The organism is Bacillus sp. SIMBA_031, assembly GCF_046535225.1.
Lineage (GTDB): Bacteria > Bacillota > Bacilli > Bacillales > Bacillaceae > Bacillus > Bacillus velezensis.
In genome coordinates this window covers 115,824-137,842 of the sequence record NZ_JAWRXC010000001.1, presented here as the reverse complement: position 1 = coordinate 137,842, position 22,019 = coordinate 115,824, and the positions used below count along the sequence as shown (strand labels likewise).

Here is a 22,019-nt window from a genome sequence, read left to right as displayed (position 1 = left end):
ACAGGAAAATCTTCTTATAACCAACGATCTGCTCAGGAAGATTGTTCCGTTTTTTTGGCCGCGGAATATTCATGTACAAACGCCGTCAGCTTTTTCAGCGTTGCCGGATTGACATCAGGGAATACGCCATGCCCTAAATTGAAAATAAACCCGTCCGTTTTCATGCCTTGATCAAGTATCGCTTTCGCTTTTTTCTCGATGACTTCCCAAGGCGCAAGAAGAAGCGACGGATCAAGATTGCCCTGAACCGTTTTTGTAATGCCTTGTTTTCTGGCGTCATCTATGCCGAGTCTCCAATCAAGACCGACGACATCAAGAGGAAGGTCATGCCAATCCCCGGCCAGGTGGCTTGCGCCTACGCCGAACATGATCAGCGGAACTTGCTCTGCTGAAAGCTCCCGGAAAATTCTGTCCATCACCGGTTTTATAAACTGCCGGTAATCTTCGCGGTTCAGCGCGCCGACCCATGAATCAAAAATCTGAATGGCTTTTGCGCCGGCGTTAATCTGCGCTTTCGCATAAACGATAATCATGTCCGCGAGCTTGTCCATCAGCATTTGCCACGCTTGCGGCATACTGTGCATAAACGCTTTTGTTTTGTTGTAATTTTTAGAAGGCCCGCCTTCAATCATATAACTGGCCAGCGTAAAAGGCGCTCCCGAAAAACCGATGAGCGGAACATTCAGCTGTTCGTTTACGAGTAATCGGATCGTTTCCAGCACGTAAGGAACATCCTGTTCGGGATTCAGTTCGCCGAGCTTTTCAATATCCGCAGCAGAGCGCACCGGCTGATCGATCACCGGGCCGATTCCGTTTTTTATTTCAACATCCACTCCGATATAAGGAAGCGGCGTCATAATGTCTTTATATAAAATGGCAGCGTCCACTCCGTACTGCTCGACCGGGAGCCTCGTCACATACGCGCACAGCTCGGGCTGATGCGTAATTTCGACTAAGCCGTACTTTTCCTTCAGCTTGCGGTATTCCGGCTGAGACCTCCCCGCCTGTCTCATGTACCAGACAGGGACGTGATTTGTTTTTTCTCCCCGTGCCGCTTTTAAAAACGTATCATTAAACGCTTCTCGTTTACTCATCTGAATTTCCACCTTTCCTCCTGCAACCATACGTTCGTGTTCTTCGCCCATTACACTATACCTTGTTTTTTCAAAAGCGTATAGAATTGAGGCTTAATGTTCAAAAAATCGCCGAATTCATGATTAAGAAGAAAAAAGCTTCGGCTGAACGTATTCCGTTCCCTCTCCTTCTTGATCCGTCTGTGAATTATATGGAACGACTTTGTATGAAGCCCCTGAAAACAGATTGGCGTACGGTATGTCAAAGCTGCCTTTTCCTTTCACAGAATCCAGAAGCTTGTCTTTTCCGTCTTTCTTCTCATATATTCGGTAAACAACCCGATCATCCTTTTGAATATCCCATTTTAATTGAACCGTAATCAGTCCCATCGCCTTAAATGTATAACGGGCCGACAGGGACTTTACCGCCTCCAGCTCAATCGGGCTGCCCAGTTCCTTCACATTTTCAGGCTTTTTGAATGTCCGGCCGTTTTCCCCCGCTTTTGTGACGATATCTTTAAAGAGTCTGACCGGGTATTGGCTTCCGCCGTTCAGGTAATGGGTTTTATCCGTTTTGTCATAGCCCATCCAGACGGCTCCCGTCAGTCCGGGAGTGTATCCCGCAAACCAGGCGTCCTTTGTCGCGCCGGGGACGCCGGGAAATGTGGTCGTGCCGGTTTTCCCCGCCAGGTCACCTTGATAGCTGCCTTGTGAAGCGGTTCCTTCTTTTACGACCTGCTGAAGCATTCTCGTCATATTCCATGCCGTCTGTCCGCTGAAGACGCGCGTTTTGCCGTTTTTAGGCCCGGACAACGTTTCTCCGTCTTCGTCCGTGATGTTCTCTATAAAAAATGGCTTCGTATACATTCCGTTTGCCGCAAAGGTATGATAAGCTCCGGCAAGCTGAAGCGGGGTGACGCCTTCAGACAGACCGCCAAGCGCAATCGCGAGTCCGTTGTCAGAAACGTTCATGCCGTTTTTCTCAAGATACGATTTTCCCGTATCTACGCCGATCTGCTTCAATGTCCAGACAGCGGGCGCATTTATGCTGTAAGTGATCGCATCCTGCATCGTCACTTCCCCCTTGTACTGTCCGTCATAATTTTTCGGTTCATACCCGTCGTAGGACGTCAGTTTGTCTTGGAGAAGCGAATACGGTTTGAACTTGTCTTCCTGCATGGCGGGCCCGTATACGGCAATCGGCTTAAACGTTGAGCCCGGCTGCCGCTTCGCCGTAACCCTGTTGTATCCTTTTGTCACGTAGTCGCGTCCGCCGACCGCCGCGCGCACGCCTCCGGTTTTATTATCAATAAAGACGGCGCTTCCCTCTGCCGCCTGATCCGTCCCCGGAAAATAGCCGCTTTCCTTCATGAGGGTGTATGCCGTTTTCTGCAGCTTGGAATCAAGTGACGTCCGGATCGTATAGCCGCCTTGAAGCAGCTGTTCACCTGACATCGAATAACGGTCTTCCGCCTCCTTGATGACAAGATCAATATAACTGTCAAACCAAGGCGTTTCTGATGTTTTCTTGACATGAAGCCCCAATGTCCGGCCCTGGGCTCTGACGGCTTCCTTAGCGCTGATATAGCCTTGGTCGTTCATCATTGCAAGAATCGTATCGCGGCGTTCTTTATTTTTATCCGGATGCTGAATCGGCGAATAAAGAGATGGCGCCTTCGGAATCGCTGCCAGAACGGCTCCTTCCGCAACGGTTAAATCTTTTACTTCTTTATTAAAGTAGTAGTGGGACGCGGCTTGAATGCCGTAAACGCCATGGCCGAAATAAAGCTGGTTCAGGTACATTTCAAGCAGCTTGTCCTTGCTGTAATCACGCTCAAGATTGATGGCGATAATGACTTCCTTCGTCTTGCGCAAAAATGTTTTATCATGAGTCAGAAAAATGTTTTTCGCTAGCTGCTGGGTGATCGTGCTTCCGCCTTCCACCTTGCCGCCTGCTAAAACATCCCGGAACACCGCCCGGCCGACAGACTTCACATCAATGCCGTGATGTTCGTAAAACCGTTTATCTTCAACGGCGATAAAGGCATCTCTCACATCTTCCGGAACCTGCTGAATGGATACCGGCTCGCGATTTTCCGTATAGAGGCTCGCGATTTCATCACCGTTTTGATCGACGATTTTTGAAGATGCGTGCAGTATTAATTTCTTTTCATCGATGACATAATGACCGAGAAATATGATGATAATGTATCCGATTAACGCGAGAAAAGCGGTTGCCGCCGCAATTACAGCCGGAATAAAGAATCTTTTTTTCTTTTTCAGCATAAGTCACCTCGCCTTTCTTAACTTGTAGTATGGGAAATATTGTTTCGAATTATGTCAGAATGAGTCGCCAATAGAAACTTATACCACTCTTTTGATATACTAGCAAGCAGGAGGTGGCTGATATGAAGGTTTATATTACATACGGGACAGCCGATTTTTTAAAGACGATTGCAAAGAAACACCCGAGTGAGAATATGGTGCTGATGCAAGGGGAGGAAAATGCGGTCTTAATTCATGAAACAAATGGAGAAACCGTTTTTCAGGCGCCCCATTCATATGAGAGCATCGACAGCGTCGGGGAAATCAAAAAGCCGGGCTACGCCGTCCTCAACAACATCGCCGTTACCCAGGAAGGCCGTCCGCTGTTTGAAAACCGGTTTAAAAACCGCGCCGGCAAAGTGGAAAATGAACCCGGTTTTCAAGCCATCCGCGTATTAAGGCCGCTCGAAGGCGATACGTATGTCATCCTGACCCTGTGGGAAGAAGAAAAAGCCTTTCAGGACTGGCAGCAGTCAAACTCTTATCAGGAAGCTCATAAAAAACGCGGAACATCTGCCGGCATCGACACGACGTCTATTTTCTCCCGTCCGTCTTATGTAACCGCTTATTACGCAATAGACTGAAAATCGCCGGAGATTCTCCGGCTTTTTTAATGTCCCGATTTTACGCTTCGTTCTTGCACCTTCCGCCCGCCTATGAATACCCTGTATCAATCCTATTTATAAACGGAGTGGTTCAATTGGGGATCGGCGTCTACTCGGTACATCTGCTTTATGTTGCTTTTATCGCGGCCATTATCGTTTTTATGCTTCTCAGAAAAGATACAACCTTTATTTCACTTGCCGGCATTTTTGTGATTGCGCTATGGACGACGCATTCATTCTCCGCTTCGGTCAGCAGCCTGTTTCACAGCTTCACGTATGCCGCCGGAGAATTGCTGCCGACGATTTTTATCATTTGTTTTATCGTGGCGATGAGCGGCCTTTTGACCGAAACCGGTATTAATGAAGCGATGATTTCTCCGTTTGCAAGGCTGATGAAAGGGCCGGCTGTCGCGTATTGGGTTATCGGCTGTCTGATGTTTGCCATCTCTCTTTTTTTCTGGCCGTCACCCGGGGTGGCGCTGATCGGCGCTGTGCTGCTTCCCGCAGCGATCCGGGCGGGCCTTTCTCCGATCGCCGCGGCAATGGCGATGAACCTGTTCGGCCACGGATTCGCTTTATCGGGGGATTACGTCATTCAGGCGGCCCCGAAATTAACGGCCGATGCCGCGGGCATTCCCGTGAGCGATGTCATGCAGGCAAGTATTCCGCTCGTTTTGATCATGGGGTTAACGACGACAATCACCGCTTTCTTCCTCATCATGCGGGATCGAAAAAAAACGAAGGCCCCCCTCTCCTTGGACAGCTCCGGTTCTTTGGACACAAGTATGTATCTGCCGAAAAAACTCAGGGTGATCCTGGCGGTTTTCATTCCGCTTGTTTTTCTCGCCGATATTATCTGCATGATCGTATACCGTCTGCAAGGAAACGATGCGACGGCACTCGTCGGAGGAACCGCGATCGGCATTCTCCTGATCATTCATTTCATTGTATATAAAGAGCGGCATTTAGAAAAGATCACCGAGTATTTTATCGGCGGTTTTCAATTCGGCTTTAAAGTATTCGGCCCCGTTATTCCGATCGCGGCCTTCTTTTATCTCGGTGACGCGGGGTTTAAAAGTATTTTGAACACCCCGCTGCCGAAAGGATCTGCGGGGATCGTCAATGACCTCGGATTGGCCCTGTCCCATTCTTTTCCGATGTCCGGAGAATTCGCCGGCATCGCCCTGACCGCAGTCGGTGCGATTACCGGGCTCGACGGGTCAGGGTTTTCCGGTATATCTCTTGCAGGCTCGATGGCAAAGCTGTTTTCCGCCGCGCTTCATACGGACCCGGCCGTTTTAACGGCGCTGGGACAGATTTCAGCGATCTGGGTCGGGGGCGGAACATTGGTCCCTTGGGCACTGATTCCCGCTGCGGCTATTTGTAAAGTTGACCCGTTTGAGCTTGCCAGGAAAAACTTTATCCCGGTTGCGGCCGGACTTGTGGTCACAACGATCGCCGCCATCATCATTCTCCCGTAGCAAAAGGATTGAAATCTTCTGACATTTTCTATACAATCATGGGAAAAGCAGACGAGGGGGCATCGCTTTTGACGTTAACGACACTTCAAAAAAGCTTAAACGCTCAGCTTGACGGGCTGTATGAGGAAATGGTTGAAATCAGGCGTCACCTTCACATGAATCCCGAGCCATCCTTTAAGGAGAAAAAAACACCGGCGTTCATTGCCTCATTTTATGAAAAGCTTGGCGTTCCCATCCGGACGAATGTCGGGGGCAACGGTGTCACAGCCTGTATTGAAGGGAGTGAACCAGGACCGGTCGTGGCACTCAGAGCTGATTTTGACGCTTTACCGATACAGGATGAAAAAGATGTGCCCTATGCTTCACAAATTCCCGGCGTCATGCACGCCTGCGGGCACGACGGCCATACGGCGGCTCTGCTTGCGGTCGGAAAAGTGCTGTACCGCAACCGGGAAAAACTGAAAGGGTCATTTGTGATGATCCACCAGCACGCCGAGGAATTATCTCCCGGCGGAGCAAAAGCAATGATTGAGGATGGCTGCCTCGAACATGTCGATGCCATTTTCGGCACACACCTATGGGCGACTGAACCCGTCGGAACGGTCTTATGCCGCCCGGGCCCAGTGATGGCCGCCGCTGACGGCTTTACGATTAAAGTCATCGGCAAAGGCGGCCACGGCGCGATTCCTCACGATACGAAGGACGCCGTTTTAATCGGCTCACAAATCGTCACGGCTCTTCAGCATATCGTCAGCCGGCGGGTAAATCCGGTGCAGCCGGCCGTCATCTCAGCCGGCTCGTTCATCGCTGAAAATCCGTTTAATGCGATTGCCGATCAGGCAGTCATATCAGGCACCGTCCGCTCGTTTGACGAAAGTGTGCGCAGCCTGCTCGAAGCAGAAATAGAAGCCGTCGTAAAAGGAATCTGTTCCATGCACTCCGCTTCCTATGAATATCGTTTCAAGCGCGGTTATCCCGCCGTCGTTAATCATCCTGAGGAGGCAGCGCACGCGGCGGCAGCCGCAGCGGAAACAGAGGGCGTCACGAAGGTCATTGAAGGAGAGCCGCAGATGGCCGGAGAGGATTTTTCCTATTATCTGCAGCATACAAAAGGCGCATTTTTCTTTACGGGCGCCGCTTTAGAAAACGCGGAAACCATTTATCCTCATCATCATCCGAAATTTGATTTTAATGAAAAAGCGATGCTGACGGCCGCCAAGGTGCTTATCGGTGCGGCGGTGAGCTACCCCCGCTGACATAAAAAAACAGCCGGTACATTACGTACCGGCTGCTGTGATTCTTAAATGAAAAACGTGCCTTGCCGTCTCACCGAGCTGTGACAGCAGTTTATAATTGGCCGCTCCGCCCACGGCGGCTCCGACGACCGGCAAAAGCTGAAACAATTTCACCACGTCCAGATAATCGCGGTATTCCTGCTGAAAAACTCTCCAATCGACATCATGCTTCTTCGAATCCCATTGTTCAATCATTGAGTATATGCGTTTCCGCTGTTCACCGCTTGAGAAAGCCAGCTGAAAAATAAACAGCAAAAACAATCGCTCATCCCTGTCTTTCACATCATAGCCGTAAATAGAGGCAAGATCGAACAGACATTTCATTTTAATGGATAGCAGCAAAGGAAAATCAGCCATCCCTAAAAAAATTCCGCCGGCCCCCGTACCGATACCTTCGGCTGCCGCGACCTTTTGGTACGATACGATGGTTTGTCTGGCGAAGGCATCTTTTTCAGCAAGCGTCATACCGTGTGTATCCCGCTTGCTTTTCACCAGATTTGAACCCGCCATTGTTGCTTCGGTCATTTTTTTTATGCTTTCTGTGATGACGGCATGAATTTTATCGGGAATCCGCTCATTTATTTTCGCCTGCATTCCTTTAGAAAAACGTTCAAGCATAGAATCTTTGCGCAAAAAACGCGCTTTCCATTGCAGTGCTTCCTGTATCAGCTGCTGATCGTCGGTCATCTGTGTCTCCTTCTTTCATTGAGGTTTCAAAAACCCGATTGATTACAGCTTGCCGTACTTTTTCAATCTTCCGCCCATATACGAAGGCATGATCACAAAAATCAGAACGGCTGAAGCAACAGCCGCATACAGTGCCCCGCTGACTCCCGCGGCATAGGCTGACGCTGCACAGAACAGCAGCGCCTGCACGGTTAATGCCGATTTCATCAGCGAAAAGAAACTTTGCAGCTTCGCTTTCTGATTGACCGGGTAAAGCTCCTGCAGAGAAAGGTGATGAAAATGCCCGAACAGCGGCAGAAGCTGTATTCCCGTAATAAAGACGGTAAATACGGTTAACGCCGCCGTGATCCACGGATTGGCGGAAACGAGCATAATAATCAGGATAAAAATAATCGTGAGCCTGACCTGAATGCCAAGATAATCATTTGAACGCAGAAAGGCCCGCGCATACATATAGGAGAACGTTTTCCGCTGTTCAAACGGAATCATTCTGAGCAAAAAGTCGAGATACGCCCGGCGTTTTGCCTGTTTTTTGAGGTGAGGCACATCGGTAAACAGATTGGCGATTCTGTAAAACCGCTGCTTCCTTCTTAATTCATATTCAATATGAGCTTCCCATTTTAATGATTTATGTTTTGCGGCCGATGTAAAATACACATAAAGGCCGGCCATCACAATGTAGACGGCGGCAGCGTACACATAAAACGACTGTAAGACGAAGTATAAAAGCAGCATATTGCAGATAAAGCGTATAACCGCATCCATCATTTTCATGCTTCTGTCATTCATAAACGTCATCCGCCACTCCATGGCCTGATTCCACGCTTTTACCGCCAGCATCTGAATAAATACGGCGGCATACGACGCAAGCGACGCCCCCGGACTTACAGCGAAAAACAGAGGCATGCATACAAGCGACAGAGCAAGAAGCGGAAACAGCTGTGACAGATAGCTGTACTTAAATGAATGTTTAAAGTATGTCCCCATTTTCGGTTCAAGCGGCAGCAGAAACACGAGGTCCGCTTCCTTTAACAGCGTCCGGACGTATGAACCGGTCAGCACAAATGAAAAGAGCACCGCCATCACCCAAAATGACGGAAAATGAACGGGAATGTCTTTGACCCACTTGCTGTACCAGCTTGCCGCGCCGGCAATAAAAAAGATCAGCACAATGACGAGATGATCATTGAGCATATATTTCATATACATTCTGGTTTCCTTTATATGCTCTTCAAGCCGGGACTGCCAAATAGTAGACATATTATTCATGGCCGGCGTCTTCCTTCGTCAGTTCAATATACAAGTCATCAAGAGCTGCGTCTTCCATGCCGAACTGCTCTCTCAGTTCTTCCAGTGTGCCGCTTGCCCGCACTTCGCCGTTATGTAAAATAATGAAAGCGTCACAGTAGCGCTCTGCCGTAGCCAGGATATGTGTTGACATCAGCACGCTTGATCCGGCTTTTTTCGCGGCGTCCATCCGCTCCAGCAATGCATTGATCGCAAGCGGGTCAAGGCCGAGAAACGGCTCGTCAATGATATAAAGCGAAGGCTCCGCGAGAAACGCGCACATGATCATGACCTTCTGCTTCATCCCTTTGGAAAAGTGAGCGGGAAACCATTTCAGCCTTTTTTCCATTCTGAATTCTTTCAGAAGCGGAGGAAGCCTTTTTTCAAGCGTTTCTTTGGAAAGGCCGTACGCCATGGCCGTCAGCTCCAAATGCTCCTTGAGCGTCAGTTCTTCATACAGCACCGGCGTTTCTGGGATGTACGTAAATTGCGAGCGGTAGCTTTCCTTATCCTCCGAAAACGTCTTGCCGTTCAGCTCGATCGAGCCTTTATGCGGGTCCATTAATCCGATAATATGCCGGATCGTCGTGCTTTTGCCCGCGCCGTTTAATCCGATGAGTCCGACAATCTGGTTCGGCTCAAGGGTGAATGAAACATTTTTTAAGACCGGGTTTCTCGTATAACCGCCGGTTAAGTCTTTTACCGATAGCAGAGACATAATTTCTCCCCTTCTGATTCGTTTTTCTTCATAGTACCAAAAATAAAGTCTGATTTGAAACGATTCCCTTTTTTTCTCACGTGAAAAGTGTGCATAGTTATCGTTTTGGCGGACATCATAATGTATGTAGAAGGAAACAGCTTTAATCAACTGAAAATGAGGTGTTTATAAAAGACGTCTTAGAACAGTTGGATGAAAATCAACATGTCCTGTGCTTACAATTTCTTCACACACTGCTTTGATGATGTTCTTCATTCATGATGAAATAATCAAATGAGGTGTTTGTCCCAGGAATGATTAAGCAGACCCATAAGTCTTCATTTTAAAAACAAATGAGGTGCTTACAAAAGGCATATTCAATTTTCTGTGATAAAGCTCGTACTTCTGCATCAGGGTGAACGCGCAGCCGTTCATCCTGTTTTTTGTTTTGGCCGTTTTTGTGGTACGATGAGAATATACATATATTTCTTTTCAGGGAGGAAACCCATCTATGCACAAAGCGGACGATTGTATTTTCTGCAAAATCATTGCCGGTGACATTCCGTCTTCAAAAGTATACGAAAATGAACACGTCGTGGCGTTTCTTGATATCAGCCAGGTCACAAAAGGCCATACGCTCGTGATTCCGAAAACACATATCGAAAACGTGTACGAGTTTACGCCTGAGCTTTCTAAAGAATATTTTGAAGCGGTGCCGAAAATCGCACGCGCCATCCGCGATGAATTCGAGCCGATCGGGCTGAATATTCTCAATAACAACGGTGAAAAAGCGGGCCAATCGGTGTTCCATTTTCACATGCATATCATTCCGCGTTACGGAAAAGGCGACGGTTTCGGGGCTGTCTGGAAGACCCACGCCGATGACTATACGCCTGACGATCTTCAGGAGATCGCTTCAACCGTCAGAAAACGGCTTGCCTCATCTTAAAGATGAGGTTTTTTTGCGTCCGGAAACACAAAAAACATAAATTATATTTTTTTATATCAAAAAAATCAAAAAATTGTGATAGGATAATTGTATTATTTCTTACACTAAAGCGGAAAACAGGGAGAGATCGTAAACATGGATCGTACAACGAATTTCAATGCAGGACCCGCAGCCCTTCCACTGGATGTGCTGCAAAAAGCACAAAAAGAATTTATCAACTTCAATGATACCGGCATGTCCGTCATGGAGCTGTCCCACCGGAGCAAAGAATATGACGCGGTGCACCAAAAAGCCAAAAGCCTTCTGAAAGAACTGATGGATATTCCCGACGATTATGATATTTTATTTCTTCAAGGCGGCGCAAGCCTTCAATTCTCCATGCTGCCGATGAACTTTTTAACGCCGGAAAAAACGGCGCACTTCATCGTAACGGGCGCATGGTCTGAAAAAGCACTCGCCGAGGCGAAACTGTTCGGAAACACATCCGTCACGGCAACAAGCGCAGATTCAAACCACAACCACATACCGGAAGCGGACCTCTCAGGAATCAAAGACGGCGCCTACCTGCATATTACGTCCAACAACACGATTTTCGGAACGCAGTGGAAAGAGTTCCCGAATTCACCGATCCCGCTCGTAGCCGACATGTCAAGCGACATCCTGAGCAGAAAAATTGATGTCAAAACGTTTGATGTCATCTATGGCGGAGCCCAAAAAAACCTCGGGCCGTCCGGCGTCACGGTCGTCATCATGAAAAAATCATGGCTTGAAAACGAAAACGCCAACGTCCCTAAAATTTTGAAATACTCCACTCACACAAAAGCCGATTCACTGTATAATACGCCGCCTACATTTGCGATTTATATGCTGAGCCTCGTCCTTGAATGGCTGGCTGAAAACGGCGGTGTCGAAGCGGCTGAACGGCGCAATCAGGAAAAGGCCGACGTCCTGTACGGCACAATCGACGCAAGCGGCGGGTTTTACGCTGGGCATGCCGCAAAAGACAGCCGTTCTCACATGAACGTCACGTTCACCCTCCGCGACAGCAGTCTCACGAAAAAATTCGTTGAAGAAGCGAAAGCGGCTAAAATGACCGGACTCGGCGGCCACCGCTCAGTCGGAGGCTGCAGGGCGTCTATCTACAACGCCGTCAGCCTGGCTGATTGTGAAAAACTGGCTCAGTTTATGAGAAAGTTCCAGCAGGAAAACGAATAAATTTCTTCTAACATAACGGTTCCTTTGATATACTGTTTGCATATCAATTTTTCCGGCCATCGCAATAAATGACGAGCATATTATTGGATGGCGAAAAAGCTTAGCAGAGGAGAGCTTAGTATGAAAACAAAAGAATTAGTCATTATGGCCCTGTTTGCGGCAATCGGAGCGGTGCTTCATTCCATTATGCCGCCGGTATTATTCGGAATGAAACCCGATATGATGCTTGTGATGATGTTTATGGGTATTCTGTTATTCCCCCGTGTGCAGAACGTGCTGATGATCGGGATTGTAACGGGAATCATTTCCGCACTCACGACATCTTTTCCAGGCGGACAGCTTCCGAATATCATTGAAAAACCGATAACGGCGTTTCTGTTTCTCGCGCTGGCGCTTTTGGTGAAAAAGAGCGTGAAAACAGCGGCCGCCGCCGTCATTACGATAGCCGGCACCTTCATCTCCGGTTTGCTCTTTTTGGCGCTGGCCCTTCTGATTGTCGGCCTGCCGGGCGGATTCACCGCATTGGTGCTCGCGGTCGTCCTTCCGGCGGCTGCGCTGAATACGATCGCCATTATCATTATGCATCCGATTGTGCAGACGATCTTAAAACGGTCCAATATGATTGAAACGGTGTAATAACCGCATACCGAAACCTCTTCCGGCCGGAAGAGGTTTTTTAATGTGTTTCAGCATGTTTTATACGAGAAGTTTTGTGAAAAAGATAAGGAACAATGCGAGGGCGGTTCCTGCTGAGCAGACAATGGCCTTTTGGCGGACGACCCGCTTCGGCGGATAAGAAGCGGCCTGGCCGAGCAGTTTCAGATAATAAACGGCGCCCGCCGCAAAGACAAGAGCCATACAAGATAAAACAATCATAAAGACAGACAACCTTCTCCCTCCTTTTCCCTTAAAAAATATGCTAAAATAAAGCAAGCTATGTATAGAAGTTTATTCTTCTGAACAAAAATGATAAAAGTTATGAGAAAAAAAACGGGGTGATTTCAAATGGCTGACGGACGTTCCCTTTTAACAGGCCTTTTCGTAGGCGGATTGATCGGAGGCGCAGCGGTGTTACTCTCGGCTCCTTCATCCGGAAAAGAGCTGCGGGGCAAAATCAAAGCGAATTGCAATTCAATTGAGGACACAATCAAACGGTTAAAAAAAGACGGAATGGCGCTTAAGGATCAGCTTGTCCAAACGGCGAAAGAAAGCGCAGAAGTCATTAAAGACGTAGGCGGAGAGCTTCAGACCAGCATTAAAAGGTGGCAGGAGGAAATCAAGCCGCACCAGCAGGATCTCCAAAAGGAAATCGCTGATATCGAAGAGAAAATCAGACAGCTGGAGAAAACCTTACAAAACTAATATCCTATACAACCAAAAAAAGTGCGGACATATTGCGTTCCGCACTTTTTTTTGCGGTTTAAAGCCTTTCCCAGCAACGGATTAAGAATTTATTATAAAATTCTTAAATTTTCATCTTTATTAATCTTTATTTTATTGGCATAATAGAGGAAAAGAAAATGTGAAGCAGGTGATCTGTATTGAATCGTGTTGAACCGCCTTACGATCTAAAAGAAGCTTTAATCTATACCCAAAAAATGGCGCAGCTGTCCAAAGCGCTCTGGAAATCTATCGAGAAAGACTGGCAGAATTGGCTGAAGCCGTACGATCTTAATATTAATGAGCATCATATATTATGGATTGCCTATCAGCTTAAAGGAGCTTCTATTTCAGAAATCGCCAAATTCGGCGTTATGCACGTATCAACTGCATTTAACTTTTCAAAAAAGCTTGAAGAACGGGGATATCTGAAATTTTCCAAGCGGCTGAATGATAAACGGAACACGTACATTCAGTTAACAGAAGAAGGGGAAAATGTATTCGAAAGCCTGCTTGAGGAGTTTGATCCATCGAGAAACGCTGTGTTTAAAGGCTCACAGCCGATCTACCACTTATTCGGGAAGTTTCCTGAGGTTGAAGAATTAACCTGTGTCATCCGCCACATTTACGGCGAAGATTTTATGGAGATATTCGAGAAATCATTGACAAACATAAACAATGATTTTGATAGTGAAGACGGAAGGCTGAAGAAAAAAACAGACGAATCGGCTGCCCATGAAACGGCTGAAGAGCTGGAACCGATCAACAGTTAATCAAAGTGCTTCATAATCTCAATAAATTCTTCCATCAGCGCTGTATAAAGCCCCTGCTCATACAGAGCAAAAATCGTTTCATGAACATCTAATTTTTCGTTCAGCTGTCCCGCAAAAAGCGCAAGGAGCTTGTCAAACGTCACAAAGCCTTGCGCTTTTTGCGACTCCAGCTCGTCCTCCAATTCGCGGCAGATCCGCCCGACCTCTTCTCCTTCTTCTTCGGTCAGCCCTTTTTCAATCATCATCGCATAAAAAGGGTACTTATCCATATCCACCGTTTTCACCAGCAATTGTATGTAATATTCTAAACGCCCGATACGCTGATCCATTGAATCCATCCGTTTCACTTCTTTCTATCTTTAATCTTATTTTAGCTGATAATGAATGGAGAAGAAAGGTTAAACCGTACATTTCCATGTTTCACCGAGCTCTTCTGTTCTTCTCTTTCCAGGTTTATTTTTTTCTTTAAAAAAGGATTGATTTTTTCTCCTGAAGAGAGTAAATTATTTTGAGATTGTATTCCATCTTTGTACGGAAGGATGACTCTGATGAATTGCTGGAAAACCATTAATCTGATCAAAGATTATGGTGCGGTTCGTTTATTATTGACTGCTGTAGGTTTTATGATCCTGTTTTTTATATGCAACTTCTTGGCATTCGGGCTGCTGCGTCCGAATATCAGTTTAAGTGACGGGCACGTGTTTGCTTTTTGTGTTCTGCTCGTTGTTACTTTATTTGTACATAAAGTCATACATGTCCTGCCGATGATCTGTAAAAAAAGAAAAAAGGAAATGAAAATGTACTTCTTGCGGATGCCGACATGGAAAGGCATACCGAAAACGACGATGCTGATTTCAACGATCAGCCCGTTTTTATTCATTACGCCGTTATTGTTTTATGCCGGACTGGCTTTTCCGAGACACGCTCATTACTTTTATATGATTTCGAGCATTCATGCGGGGTATTGCCTGCCTGATCTTCTGTTTGCGCTCCATCTGGTCAAAGCGCCCAAATCATGTCTGATTGACCAGGAATCCGACGGTTTTGATATTTTAGTAAAAAAAGTGCCGGAGTCTTGATGTCCCGCTGATTTTTCAGGTTACATTCTATCTTTTTTAATAAATATTTGGTAATGTAATATGGGAGCAGTTCAGAGAGAGGGGGAATCTCCCATCATTTTATTCTATTTTATCGTGGCTGCCCTGTTTATTCTTTATTTCATAAACAGGCTCACAAATACATTATGCCTTGTCAGAGAGATTCCTGAAGACCGGCAGGATAAGGTATTCCGTTTTATTAATGTATCTATTTTAATTTTACTGATCTCTTCATTCGTCGAGATCTCCTTTACTGTGTAAACAGGCAAAAAAATATGGCTGACGGAGGTCTGACCCCCGACAGCCATATTTTTTTCTTAATAAAGCCAAGAAGCGCCGATGATGATCAATAAGATGAACAGAACAACCAATAATGCAAAACCGCCTGCAAATACTTCACCCATCTCCAAAAGCACCTCCTACAAAACGTTTTATTTTTCCAATTACATCATATGCAATTTACTTCTGAAACGATTAGGCGCCCGGGTAAGAAAACGGACCGCTTTTGGAAAAAGCGATCCGTTTCGCTTAACAAATGTAAGCTGCACCTACGATAATAAGCAATATGAACAGTACTACGAGCAGTGCGAAACCGTTTGAATATCCTCCGCCCATGGTTCATTACCTCCTTTTCATGATCAATATATTTGTATGTATCAGGAAAAAGTTTGACTAGACGAATGCCCTTTATTTAAAATCTTTTTACAGAAAGCCACAATATGTTATGATACGCATATGCAATTTAATTTGGATGATTAGGAGTGTTTAATGGAATGAAGAAAATCGCGATAGCAGCTATTACAGCAACGAGCGTCCTGGCTCTCAGCGCTTGCAGCAGCGGCGACAACGACGTGATTGCCAAGACGGATGCCGGAAATGTAACAAAAGGCGAGCTCTACACGAATATGAAAAAAACCGCGGGCGCAAGTGTGCTGACACAGCTCGTACAAGAAAAAGTATTAGCAAAAAAATACAAAGTATCGGATAAAGAAATCGATACCAAGCTGAAAGAGTACAAAACGCAGCTCGGCGATCAGTACAGCGCCCTTAAACAGCAGTACGGCGAAGATTACCTGAAAGATCAGGTGAAGTACGAACTGCTTGCGCAAAAAGCGGCGAAAGACAACATCAAAGTGACTGACTCCGATACGAAAGAATATTACGACGGCTTAAAAGGTAAAATCCGCGCGAGCCACATCCTTGTCGCTGACAAAAAGACAGCTGACGAAGTGGAGAAAAAGCTGAAAAAAGGCGAGAAGTTTGAAACGCTTGCGAAAGAATATTCAACTGACAGCTCAAAAGACAACGGCGGCGACCTTGGCTGGTTCGATAAAAAGTCAATGGATGAAACATTCAGCAAAGCTGCATTCGGCCTGAAAGTCGGACAAGTCAGCGATCCGGTCAAAACAAAATTCGGTTATCATATCATCAAAAAGACAGAAGAACGCGGCAAATATGATGACATGAAAAAAGAACTGAAAGAAGAAGTTCTTAAGCAGAAATTAAACGACAACTCAGCTGTACAGGCGGCGATTCAAAAAGTCATGAAAAAAGCTGACGTAAAAGTTGAAGACAAAGACTTAAAAGACACGTTTAACACTTCAACATCATCATCTTCTCAATCTAAATAAAAAAAACTGTGCGGGCTCTCGGCGAGCCGCACAGTTTTTTTATGCGATCGAATGATTGGAGTTTTCTTCCGCATCCCCGTTTTCACTTGCGGGCGCCGCCATACGGCGCTCGCGTTCCTGTTCCATCCGTTCAATATACACCCTTCCTTCTTTTTCAATAAACGACTGATCAAGCTTTTCCTCTTCTTTAGCTGTTGTGAAAAGCTTATAAGCGCTGAAAATAATTCCGATAATGCAAAGGTATACCCACCAAGGAAAAAATAGCACGTCGGTTTCCTCCCTTTTTCACCCAGAGTCTTTATTCTAAGCTATGCTTGATAAAGACAAGTTATGAGAGCTGAACGTAAAAAAGACCGATCATAGAGAATCGGCCTTTTTATCTTATTGATGGAAAGTCGGTTTGTAGAAAGAACGGTTTTCAAGCGCAAATACACGCTCTGTGTATTCGCCCGGCTTCACCCGTTCCAGCGCTCTGTCCATCATGATCATTTTTGCATCCAGATTATCAATGTAGTGCAGAATTTCCGCTTCTTTCACCATCGGCGGTTTCGGGCTTCCCCATTCCGCTTTTCCGTGATGGCTTAAAATCAAATGCTTCAGAATCAGCACTTCTTCAGCGTCAATCTGAAGCTCTTCGGCTGCTTTTGAAAGCTCTGTCACCATGATCGAAATGTGCCCGAGCAGATTCCCTTCCACGGTGTACGTTGTGGAGACGGGGCCCGAAAGCTCTTTTACTTTGCCGAGATCATGCAGAATGACTCCGGCATACAGTAAATCCCGGTCAAGAGACGGATACAGATCGGCAATCGCTTTTGCCAGGTTCAGCATGGACACTACATGATACGCGAGCCCGGAGACGAACTCATGGTGGTTTTTAGCCGCAGCCGGGTAATCCATAAACTCAGCCGCATATTTTTTGACCAGATGTCTCGTGATCCGCTGGATGTTTGGGTTTTTCATTTCAAAAATGTATTGAGTGACGGTTTCCATCATTTCATTTTTCGGAATCGGCGCCGTTTCCAGAAAATCATCAATGCTGACATTTTCATTTTCGCCGGCCGGCCGGATGTTTCTGAGCTTAAGCTGGTTTCGTCCGCGATAGTGATGGACATCTCCGATCACCTTCACGATCGTCTGCGCCGCGTACGTTACTTCATCAGTCGGCTTGGCATCCCACAGCTTCGCTTCGATATCTCCCGATTGGTCCTGCAGCATTAACGTCAGGAATGGTTTTCCGTTGCTTGCGATTCCCTTAGTCGAAGATTTAATCAGAAAGTATTGATCGACCTGCTCGCCGACCTCGTGCAGCATAATACCTTTTGCCATTCTATTAAAAGCTCCCTCCATATCTTACATAATACCAGTATAGCACATACCTCTTTTTTGAAAATAAACTCTTTTATGACAGGAGCCGCATGACTTGTCCGCTGTGAAAAGACCGGCTGACATGCTCATGGCAGGTGAAATAAAGTATCTGCCGCCCGCCTTCTGAAAGCTGATTCAGCACATCAAACAGCCGCTGCAGCCGCTGCCTGTCAAAATGGACAAAACTGTCATCAAGTAAAAACGGCAGTGATACCGCAGATTCCCTCTCTGACGCAAGGGCAAAACGAATCGCCGCATAAAGCTGCTCGCATGCCGCCTGTGAGAGTTCGCCTGCAGAAAACACCGTTCCGTCTTTCCGCATGACCATAATGGAATCATCAGCCTCGGAGAAATACAATTTGTGATAGCGTCCGTCCGTAAGCGGTCCGTATAAGGCACCGGCGGTTTCTAACAGACGGGGAAGCGTCACTTTTTTATGCCGCTCCATTTTTTCCCTTATAATGTGTCTGACCGTCTGTAATGCAGCCCACTCTTTTGCGGTTTTTTTCACGCGCTCCTTCTGCATTTCTGTCTGCTGTTTTAAATCGGATACAAGCCCCGAGGACTCCAGCTGCTCTTGTTTCACCGTTAATAAAGCGGTTTGCTCACGGAGCTGGGCGCTTTTTTCCTCAAGCGTTCTTTTCTCTGTTTCCTTCTGAACGACTGTATGTTCAAGTTCGGACACTGTGCGGCTCATGTACGTCTCCAGCTGTTTTCCGCCTATGCCGGACAAGTGCGTTTTGATTTCGCGCAGCTGCCGCTCTGTTTCCCGGCGGCTTTCATTCAGCCTGGCGAGTTCACAAAAGTGTTCGCGGTTTTTTGCGCCTGCCGCCATGAAAAGCTGTTTGACCTGCTGTTCGTAGTAATGAACTTCTTCGTTTAATTCACGCATTTGCTCTTGTGCATGCAGCAGATCCGTTTCGAGCGTCTGTTTTCGTTTTGCTTCCTCACGGGCCCGTTCCGCCTGTGCCAGCAAAACGTGCAGTCTTTCTTTTACGGACAGCTCCCTTCCGTCTGAAGGACTCAGCTTTTTGACCCGGTCCTCAAATGCTCTTTGCAGCTTTTGCAGCCTGCCCGCTTCAATGGTCAGCTCATGCTTGTTAAGGATTTCTTTTTTGACATCTTTCATCACATGATATGCGTCAAGAAGATGGGCAGGACTTCCTGAAAACCCCAGTTCCTTCATAAAAAGTTCCGCCTGTTTTTCAGACGGCGCCATTTCGGCCTCCCATTCTTCATATTGGCGGATGACCCTTTCATATGCCGATTCTTTCTGTTCAAGCACGGCTTGATCCGCAATCAGCTGCTGCCGGTGCCGGCCGTCACGCCAAAGCTCTTCCTGCAGAAGATCAGCCGCTTCTTTGGAGATCGCCGGCTTCTTTTTCTTGTGTCCGGGCCTTCCTCTTTCTGACGGCAGCGGTTTTTGCGTGCCGGACAGCATATACAGCAGCAGAGCACCGGTAAAAAGGGCGGCGGGCAGCCATTCCTTTAACATAGCGAAAATCGCAATGAACAGAATGCCCGCACCGAGAAAGAGCTTTTTTTGTTTGGCGCGCTGTTTTTCCAGATGCTGAACATGTGCCTGCCATTCGTTTCCTTCTGTATCAGCCGTTTGCTTATATGCTTGTAAAGCGGCTTCTTTTTCTTTCCTGACAGCGGGGTCCAAAATGTTTTCCGCCGTCACGGCATGTTTTCGTTCGGCTTCTTCCAGCTCCAGCCGCGCTTGTTCGAAAATCGCATCAAGCTGTGTCTTTCTTTCTCTAGCCTGTCCGGCGCTCTGCACGGCTTCCTGCAGCCGCCATTCATATTCATAATCGGTGTTCAGTGAAAGAATGCCGTCTTCCTCATGTCTTCCGAGCTGCTGCAATCCTGACGAAACGCGGGCAGATGTCTGCCGGATCTGTGATTGGATGGCGGCAAGCTGTTCGCCGCGCGATTCATACATATGCTGCTCGCCGGAAAGCTCCTGCAGCTGCCGCTCTTTTTGCAGCAAGTCCTCATTTGGAGCGAGCAGATCAGCCTGCCGTCTGAGTTCAGCCGCTTTTGCCCGAAGTCCCTCAAGACGGGCCGCTTTCGGATGGAGATGCGATTCGTATTTTTCAAGCTGATGCATTCCGTCCTTCGGGAATTGCTTCAATGCTTCCGGATAAGAAGAAAGTTCGCTTTCCAAGGCTGTTTTTTTGTCTGCGAGCGGCTTTGCTTCTATCGCCGATTTTACTGTTTTGATTTCTTCAGTTATGTCTTTCAATCGTGCTTCGGCATCCTGCAAACGGCCGCCGGCGCTTTTTTTCTCTTCCAGAAGGCTGTGATAGCCCGCTTCCGCAGCTTCCGCCTGTTTCAGCTGGGCGCTGAGCCGCTTTAATGTATCCAACTCCTGATTTAAGCGGGGGTTCCGCCCGTTCGGCTTATACATCCTGTCAAGTTCTTTTGCCAGTCGCCCGTCAAGCTTTGCCGCCGCTTCCGACCCGAATAAGCTCGAATACAGGAGAAACTCGCCGATTTTGTCCCGGTTAAAAGCTTGAATCTCCTGCAGTCCGAATACATCGAACGAATAGATCGCTTCGTACAGCGCCCGGTCTGTATCGGAGAGAAGCTGTTTGAGCCATTCTCCGTCCTTGATTTCGCCTGAAGCCGTATACACTCTGACTTTTTCGGCAGCGCCTTTTGTCCGTTCGATTTTGACGGCACCGTGATCGCCATGCTTCAATTCCACAGTGCCGCCGTAAACCCCGCCGTTTTTCGGTTCGTATTTTTTTGATTTCGGAAAACCGAACAGCACGCTTTTGATGAAGGACATCAATGTCGTTTTCCCCGCTTCATTTAATCCGTAGATCACTTGCACGGGAGAATCTGACAGCTGAAAACTTCGGTCAGAAAATTTTCCATATTGGTAAATATGCATCGCCGTTATTTTCATCGCTGAAGCTCCTTCATTTGGCGTCTTAAAACGGCTTGAGCCTGCCGCTTAATATCCAGTATCTCTTCATCTGTAAATGAAGCCATCTGACGCCGGTATACGGGATGACGCTCAAGGGCTTCAAATACACCGCTCATGTCCGCGCATTGTTCTATGTCCTGAAGCAGCCCTTTAAAAAACGGATCGGGCGGCACGCTGTCTGTTTCGTCCGTCCGATCCTCAAACGCAAGCGGCCAGATGAAACATTCCTCTTCGGCCTCTTCCTCCTGTAAAGCGGAAAGAAGCTCCTCCGCGATGCCTGCGGGCGCCTCCGTCCAAAAGCGGGGCGCTGCGCCGCGAAGCACCAGCCTGACACATGCCGGACGGCCCGCCGCGCGCAAGCCGGAGAATGTATCTGATGCGGCTTTCAGAAGTGAAGTCATATGTTCAGCTCCGGAGATATCAAGATCAATTTCCTCCCATAACACATCATGCGCTTCTTTGAATTCCCAAGACATCTCACCGTTTGCCGCCCGGACGAGATAATATCCCTTAGGCCCGGTTTCTTTTAAATGCCGTGCTTGAATATTCCCGGGGTAAATGGCGGCGGGATGCTGGGCGGACAGAACCTGCCGTTTATGAATGTGTCCGAGCGCCCAGTAATCCATGCCGCTTTTTTCAAGGTCTTCTTTCGTAAACGGGCAGTACGGGTCATGCCCTTCCGCTCCTGATAACATGCCGTGGAGCATGCCGATATGATAAGGCGCGCCGGTCATTTTGCGGTAACGGGCCGCCTGATTGACCGTTACGCTTCTTTCCTGATAGCTGCATCCGTATATGCTTGCCGCAAGCTCTCCGTTTTTAAAGAAAGATTTTTCCTCCGGTGTATCCGAGGTGAAGATATGTACATTTTCCGGCCATTCAATCGGCGTCCACTTACCGCCCAAATGATCATGGTTGCCGAATATGACGAACACTTGGATATCCGCTTCCTGTAATCTCGCAAACTGTTTTCTCAAAAACAGCTGGGCTTTTAAACTTCTGTTGGCTTCGTCAAACAGATCCCCCGAAAGCAGCACGAAATCTGCCTGCTCCCGGAGTGCCCCGTCCGCCAGTCGGCGGACGCTGTGAAATGTGCTTTCTTTAATACGCGCATATACCGGTTCAGGCAGATTCGAAATGCCGTAAAACGGGCTGTCCAGATGCAGGTCAGCGGCATGAATAAACGTCAGATCAGCCATCTCGCCCTCCCCTTTCTGCAAA

At 47.3% G+C, this 22,019-nt stretch carries 24 protein-coding genes; 11 read left to right on the top strand and 13 right to left on the bottom strand.

What is annotated here, in order from left to right; genetic code table 11:
* Nucleotides 1-32: 32 nt before the first annotated feature.
* Nucleotides 33-1,094: a uroporphyrinogen decarboxylase gene (gene hemE / locus SB724_RS00735; RefSeq protein WP_029325967.1), complete on the bottom strand. Its 1,062-nt coding sequence runs from the start codon at nucleotides 1,092-1,094 to the stop codon at nucleotides 33-35.
* A gap of 123 nt (nucleotides 1,095-1,217) precedes the next feature.
* On the bottom strand, nucleotides 1,218-3,359 hold the full coding sequence (locus SB724_RS00730) for a transglycosylase domain-containing protein (RefSeq protein WP_265972303.1): 2,142 nt from the start codon (nucleotides 3,357-3,359) through the stop codon (nucleotides 1,218-1,220).
* Between the two features lie 122 nt (nucleotides 3,360-3,481).
* On the opposite strand from SB724_RS00730, the gene hmoB reads away from it, so the two are divergent.
* The 3 genes from hmoB (at nucleotide 3,482) to SB724_RS00715 (ending at nucleotide 6,740) form a co-directional block, all read left to right on the top strand.
* Nucleotides 3,482-3,982 (top strand): heme-degrading oxygenase HmoB, encoded by a 501-nt coding sequence (gene hmoB / locus SB724_RS00725; protein ID WP_038457497.1) that lies wholly within the window; start codon nucleotides 3,482-3,484, stop codon nucleotides 3,980-3,982.
* Nucleotides 3,983-4,098: 116 nt separating this feature from the next.
* The gene (locus SB724_RS00720) at nucleotides 4,099-5,484 is read left to right on the top strand and encodes a hypothetical protein (protein ID WP_265972304.1); all 1,386 of its coding nucleotides are present in this window, start codon (nucleotides 4,099-4,101) and stop codon (nucleotides 5,482-5,484) included.
* 68 nt (nucleotides 5,485-5,552) lie between these two features.
* Entirely contained in the window at nucleotides 5,553-6,740 is a 1,188-nt protein-coding gene (locus SB724_RS00715) for a M20 family metallopeptidase (RefSeq protein WP_410569739.1), read from the top strand.
* 21 nt (nucleotides 6,741-6,761) lie between these two features.
* Here the strand turns inward: SB724_RS00715 and SB724_RS00710 are convergent, their stop codons facing one another.
* The 3 genes from SB724_RS00710 to SB724_RS00700 are packed head-to-tail and all read right to left on the bottom strand — an operon-like array spanning nucleotide 6,762 to nucleotide 9,471.
* A complete protein-coding gene (locus SB724_RS00710; protein ID WP_410569737.1) occupies nucleotides 6,762-7,466 on the bottom strand; it encodes an EcsC family protein in 705 nt (234 codons plus the stop codon).
* 42 nt (nucleotides 7,467-7,508) lie between these two features.
* Nucleotides 7,509-8,735, bottom strand: coding sequence for an ABC transporter permease (locus tag SB724_RS00705; protein WP_069007019.1), 1,227 nt, complete (start codon nucleotides 8,733-8,735; stop codon nucleotides 7,509-7,511).
* A complete protein-coding gene (locus tag SB724_RS00700) occupies nucleotides 8,728-9,471 on the bottom strand; it encodes an ABC transporter ATP-binding protein (RefSeq protein WP_025284506.1) in 744 nt (247 codons plus the stop codon). The genes SB724_RS00705 and SB724_RS00700 overlap by 8 nt, the downstream gene beginning before the upstream one ends.
* Before the next feature lie 490 nt (nucleotides 9,472-9,961).
* On the opposite strand from SB724_RS00700, the gene SB724_RS00695 reads away from it, so the two are divergent.
* The 3 genes from SB724_RS00695 to SB724_RS00685 all read left to right on the top strand — a co-directional run bounded on the left by SB724_RS00695 (nucleotide 9,962) and on the right by SB724_RS00685 (nucleotide 12,250).
* Nucleotides 9,962-10,399 (top strand): HIT family protein, encoded by a 438-nt coding sequence (locus SB724_RS00695; RefSeq protein ID WP_045207064.1) that lies wholly within the window; start codon nucleotides 9,962-9,964, stop codon nucleotides 10,397-10,399.
* Nucleotides 10,400-10,534: 135 nt separating this feature from the next.
* A complete protein-coding gene (gene serC / locus SB724_RS00690) occupies nucleotides 10,535-11,614 on the top strand; it encodes a 3-phosphoserine/phosphohydroxythreonine transaminase (RefSeq protein WP_410569735.1) in 1,080 nt (359 codons plus the stop codon).
* Between the two features lie 120 nt (nucleotides 11,615-11,734).
* Nucleotides 11,735-12,250 (top strand): tryptophan transporter, encoded by a 516-nt coding sequence (locus SB724_RS00685; protein ID WP_406527332.1) that lies wholly within the window; start codon nucleotides 11,735-11,737, stop codon nucleotides 12,248-12,250.
* 60 nt (nucleotides 12,251-12,310) lie between these two features.
* On the opposite strand, the gene yhzF is transcribed toward SB724_RS00685, so the two are convergent.
* Nucleotides 12,311-12,502, bottom strand: a complete 192-nt coding sequence (gene yhzF, locus SB724_RS00680) for a membrane protein YhzF (protein WP_007409223.1) — start codon at nucleotides 12,500-12,502, stop codon at nucleotides 12,311-12,313.
* 117 nt (nucleotides 12,503-12,619) lie between these two features.
* On the opposite strand from yhzF, the gene SB724_RS00675 reads away from it, so the two are divergent.
* The gene (locus tag SB724_RS00675; protein WP_007409224.1) at nucleotides 12,620-12,976 is read left to right on the top strand and encodes a YtxH domain-containing protein; all 357 of its coding nucleotides are present in this window, start codon (nucleotides 12,620-12,622) and stop codon (nucleotides 12,974-12,976) included.
* Between the two features lie 179 nt (nucleotides 12,977-13,155).
* Nucleotides 13,156-13,767 carry an HTH-type transcriptional regulator Hpr gene (locus SB724_RS00670; RefSeq protein WP_007610395.1) on the top strand — a complete coding sequence of 204 codons (612 nt, stop codon included), beginning with the start codon at nucleotides 13,156-13,158 and terminating at the stop codon, nucleotides 13,765-13,767.
* On the opposite strand, the gene SB724_RS00665 is transcribed toward SB724_RS00670, so the two are convergent.
* Nucleotides 13,764-14,105, bottom strand: a complete 342-nt coding sequence (locus tag SB724_RS00665) for a YhaI family protein (RefSeq protein WP_003155243.1) — start codon at nucleotides 14,103-14,105, stop codon at nucleotides 13,764-13,766. The genes SB724_RS00670 and SB724_RS00665 overlap by 4 nt on opposite strands.
* Before the next feature lie 210 nt (nucleotides 14,106-14,315).
* On the opposite strand from SB724_RS00665, the gene SB724_RS00660 reads away from it, so the two are divergent.
* Together SB724_RS00660 and SB724_RS00655 are read left to right on the top strand one after the other, a co-directional pair.
* Nucleotides 14,316-14,846, top strand: coding sequence for a DUF3267 domain-containing protein (locus SB724_RS00660; protein WP_007409225.1), 531 nt, complete (start codon nucleotides 14,316-14,318; stop codon nucleotides 14,844-14,846).
* 60 nt (nucleotides 14,847-14,906) lie between these two features.
* Nucleotides 14,907-15,125, top strand: coding sequence for a hypothetical protein (locus SB724_RS00655; protein ID WP_003155245.1), 219 nt, complete (start codon nucleotides 14,907-14,909; stop codon nucleotides 15,123-15,125).
* Between the two features lie 56 nt (nucleotides 15,126-15,181).
* Here the strand turns inward: SB724_RS00655 and yhzE2 are convergent, their stop codons facing one another.
* Together yhzE2 and yhzE1 are read right to left on the bottom strand one after the other, a co-directional pair.
* Nucleotides 15,182-15,268 (bottom strand): sporulation protein YhzE2, encoded by an 87-nt coding sequence (yhzE2, locus tag SB724_RS00650; RefSeq protein ID WP_003155248.1) that lies wholly within the window; start codon nucleotides 15,266-15,268, stop codon nucleotides 15,182-15,184.
* A 124-nt stretch (nucleotides 15,269-15,392) separates the two neighbouring features.
* Nucleotides 15,393-15,479 (bottom strand): sporulation protein YhzE1, encoded by an 87-nt coding sequence (yhzE1, locus tag SB724_RS00645; protein WP_017417375.1) that lies wholly within the window; start codon nucleotides 15,477-15,479, stop codon nucleotides 15,393-15,395.
* Nucleotides 15,480-15,637: 158 nt separating this feature from the next.
* On the opposite strand from yhzE1, the gene SB724_RS00640 reads away from it, so the two are divergent.
* Nucleotides 15,638-16,495: a peptidylprolyl isomerase gene (locus tag SB724_RS00640; RefSeq protein ID WP_007610390.1), complete on the top strand. Its 858-nt coding sequence runs from the start codon at nucleotides 15,638-15,640 to the stop codon at nucleotides 16,493-16,495.
* A 39-nt stretch (nucleotides 16,496-16,534) separates the two neighbouring features.
* Here the strand turns inward: SB724_RS00640 and SB724_RS00635 are convergent, their stop codons facing one another.
* From SB724_RS00635 to SB724_RS00620, 4 genes are all read right to left on the bottom strand, one after another.
* Nucleotides 16,535-16,762: a sporulation YhaL family protein gene (locus SB724_RS00635; RefSeq protein WP_012117207.1), complete on the bottom strand. Its 228-nt coding sequence runs from the start codon at nucleotides 16,760-16,762 to the stop codon at nucleotides 16,535-16,537.
* A 114-nt stretch (nucleotides 16,763-16,876) separates the two neighbouring features.
* Entirely contained in the window at nucleotides 16,877-17,821 is a 945-nt protein-coding gene (yhaM, locus tag SB724_RS00630) for a 3'-5' exoribonuclease YhaM (protein WP_003155251.1), read from the bottom strand.
* Between the two features lie 73 nt (nucleotides 17,822-17,894).
* Nucleotides 17,895-20,777, bottom strand: coding sequence for an ATP-binding protein (locus SB724_RS00625; protein WP_410569732.1), 2,883 nt, complete (start codon nucleotides 20,775-20,777; stop codon nucleotides 17,895-17,897).
* On the bottom strand, nucleotides 20,774-21,997 hold the full coding sequence (locus SB724_RS00620; protein WP_410569730.1) for a metallophosphoesterase family protein: 1,224 nt from the start codon (nucleotides 21,995-21,997) through the stop codon (nucleotides 20,774-20,776). The genes SB724_RS00625 and SB724_RS00620 overlap by 4 nt, the downstream gene beginning before the upstream one ends.
* Nucleotides 21,998-22,019: the final 22 nt, after the last annotated feature.

Coding starts and splice junctions, on each gene's coding strand:
- SB724_RS00660 (WP_007409225.1), top strand. CDS start 14,316: ATGAATTGCTGGAAAACCATTAATCTGATCAAAGATTATGGTGCGGTT.
- yhzE2 (WP_003155248.1), bottom strand. CDS start 15,268: ATGGGTGAAGTATTTGCAGGCGGTTTTGCATTATTGGTTGTTCTGTTC.
- serC (WP_410569735.1), top strand. CDS start 10,535: ATGGATCGTACAACGAATTTCAATGCAGGACCCGCAGCCCTTCCACTG.
- yhaM (WP_003155251.1), bottom strand. CDS start 17,821: ATGGCAAAAGGTATTATGCTGCACGAGGTCGGCGAGCAGGTCGATCAA.
- SB724_RS00695 (WP_045207064.1), top strand. CDS start 9,962: ATGCACAAAGCGGACGATTGTATTTTCTGCAAAATCATTGCCGGTGAC.
- SB724_RS00730 (WP_265972303.1), bottom strand. CDS start 3,359: ATGCTGAAAAAGAAAAAAAGATTCTTTATTCCGGCTGTAATTGCGGCG.
- SB724_RS00625 (WP_410569732.1), bottom strand. CDS start 20,777: ATGAAAATAACGGCGATGCATATTTACCAATATGGAAAATTTTCTGAC.
- SB724_RS00685 (WP_406527332.1), top strand. CDS start 11,735: ATGAAAACAAAAGAATTAGTCATTATGGCCCTGTTTGCGGCAATCGGA.
- SB724_RS00640 (WP_007610390.1), top strand. CDS start 15,638: ATGAAGAAAATCGCGATAGCAGCTATTACAGCAACGAGCGTCCTGGCT.
- SB724_RS00665 (WP_003155243.1), bottom strand. CDS start 14,105: ATGGATTCAATGGATCAGCGTATCGGGCGTTTAGAATATTACATACAA.
- SB724_RS00710 (WP_410569737.1), bottom strand. CDS start 7,466: ATGACCGACGATCAGCAGCTGATACAGGAAGCACTGCAATGGAAAGCG.
- hmoB (WP_038457497.1), top strand. CDS start 3,482: ATGAAGGTTTATATTACATACGGGACAGCCGATTTTTTAAAGACGATT.
- SB724_RS00655 (WP_003155245.1), top strand. CDS start 14,907: ATGGGAGCAGTTCAGAGAGAGGGGGAATCTCCCATCATTTTATTCTAT.
- yhzE1 (WP_017417375.1), bottom strand. CDS start 15,479: ATGGGCGGAGGATATTCAAACGGTTTCGCACTGCTCGTAGTACTGTTC.
- hemE (WP_029325967.1), bottom strand. CDS start 1,094: ATGAGTAAACGAGAAGCGTTTAATGATACGTTTTTAAAAGCGGCACGG.
- SB724_RS00620 (WP_410569730.1), bottom strand. CDS start 21,997: ATGGCTGATCTGACGTTTATTCATGCCGCTGACCTGCATCTGGACAGC.
- SB724_RS00705 (WP_069007019.1), bottom strand. CDS start 8,735: ATGAATAATATGTCTACTATTTGGCAGTCCCGGCTTGAAGAGCATATA.
- SB724_RS00675 (WP_007409224.1), top strand. CDS start 12,620: ATGGCTGACGGACGTTCCCTTTTAACAGGCCTTTTCGTAGGCGGATTG.
- SB724_RS00700 (WP_025284506.1), bottom strand. CDS start 9,471: ATGTCTCTGCTATCGGTAAAAGACTTAACCGGCGGTTATACGAGAAAC.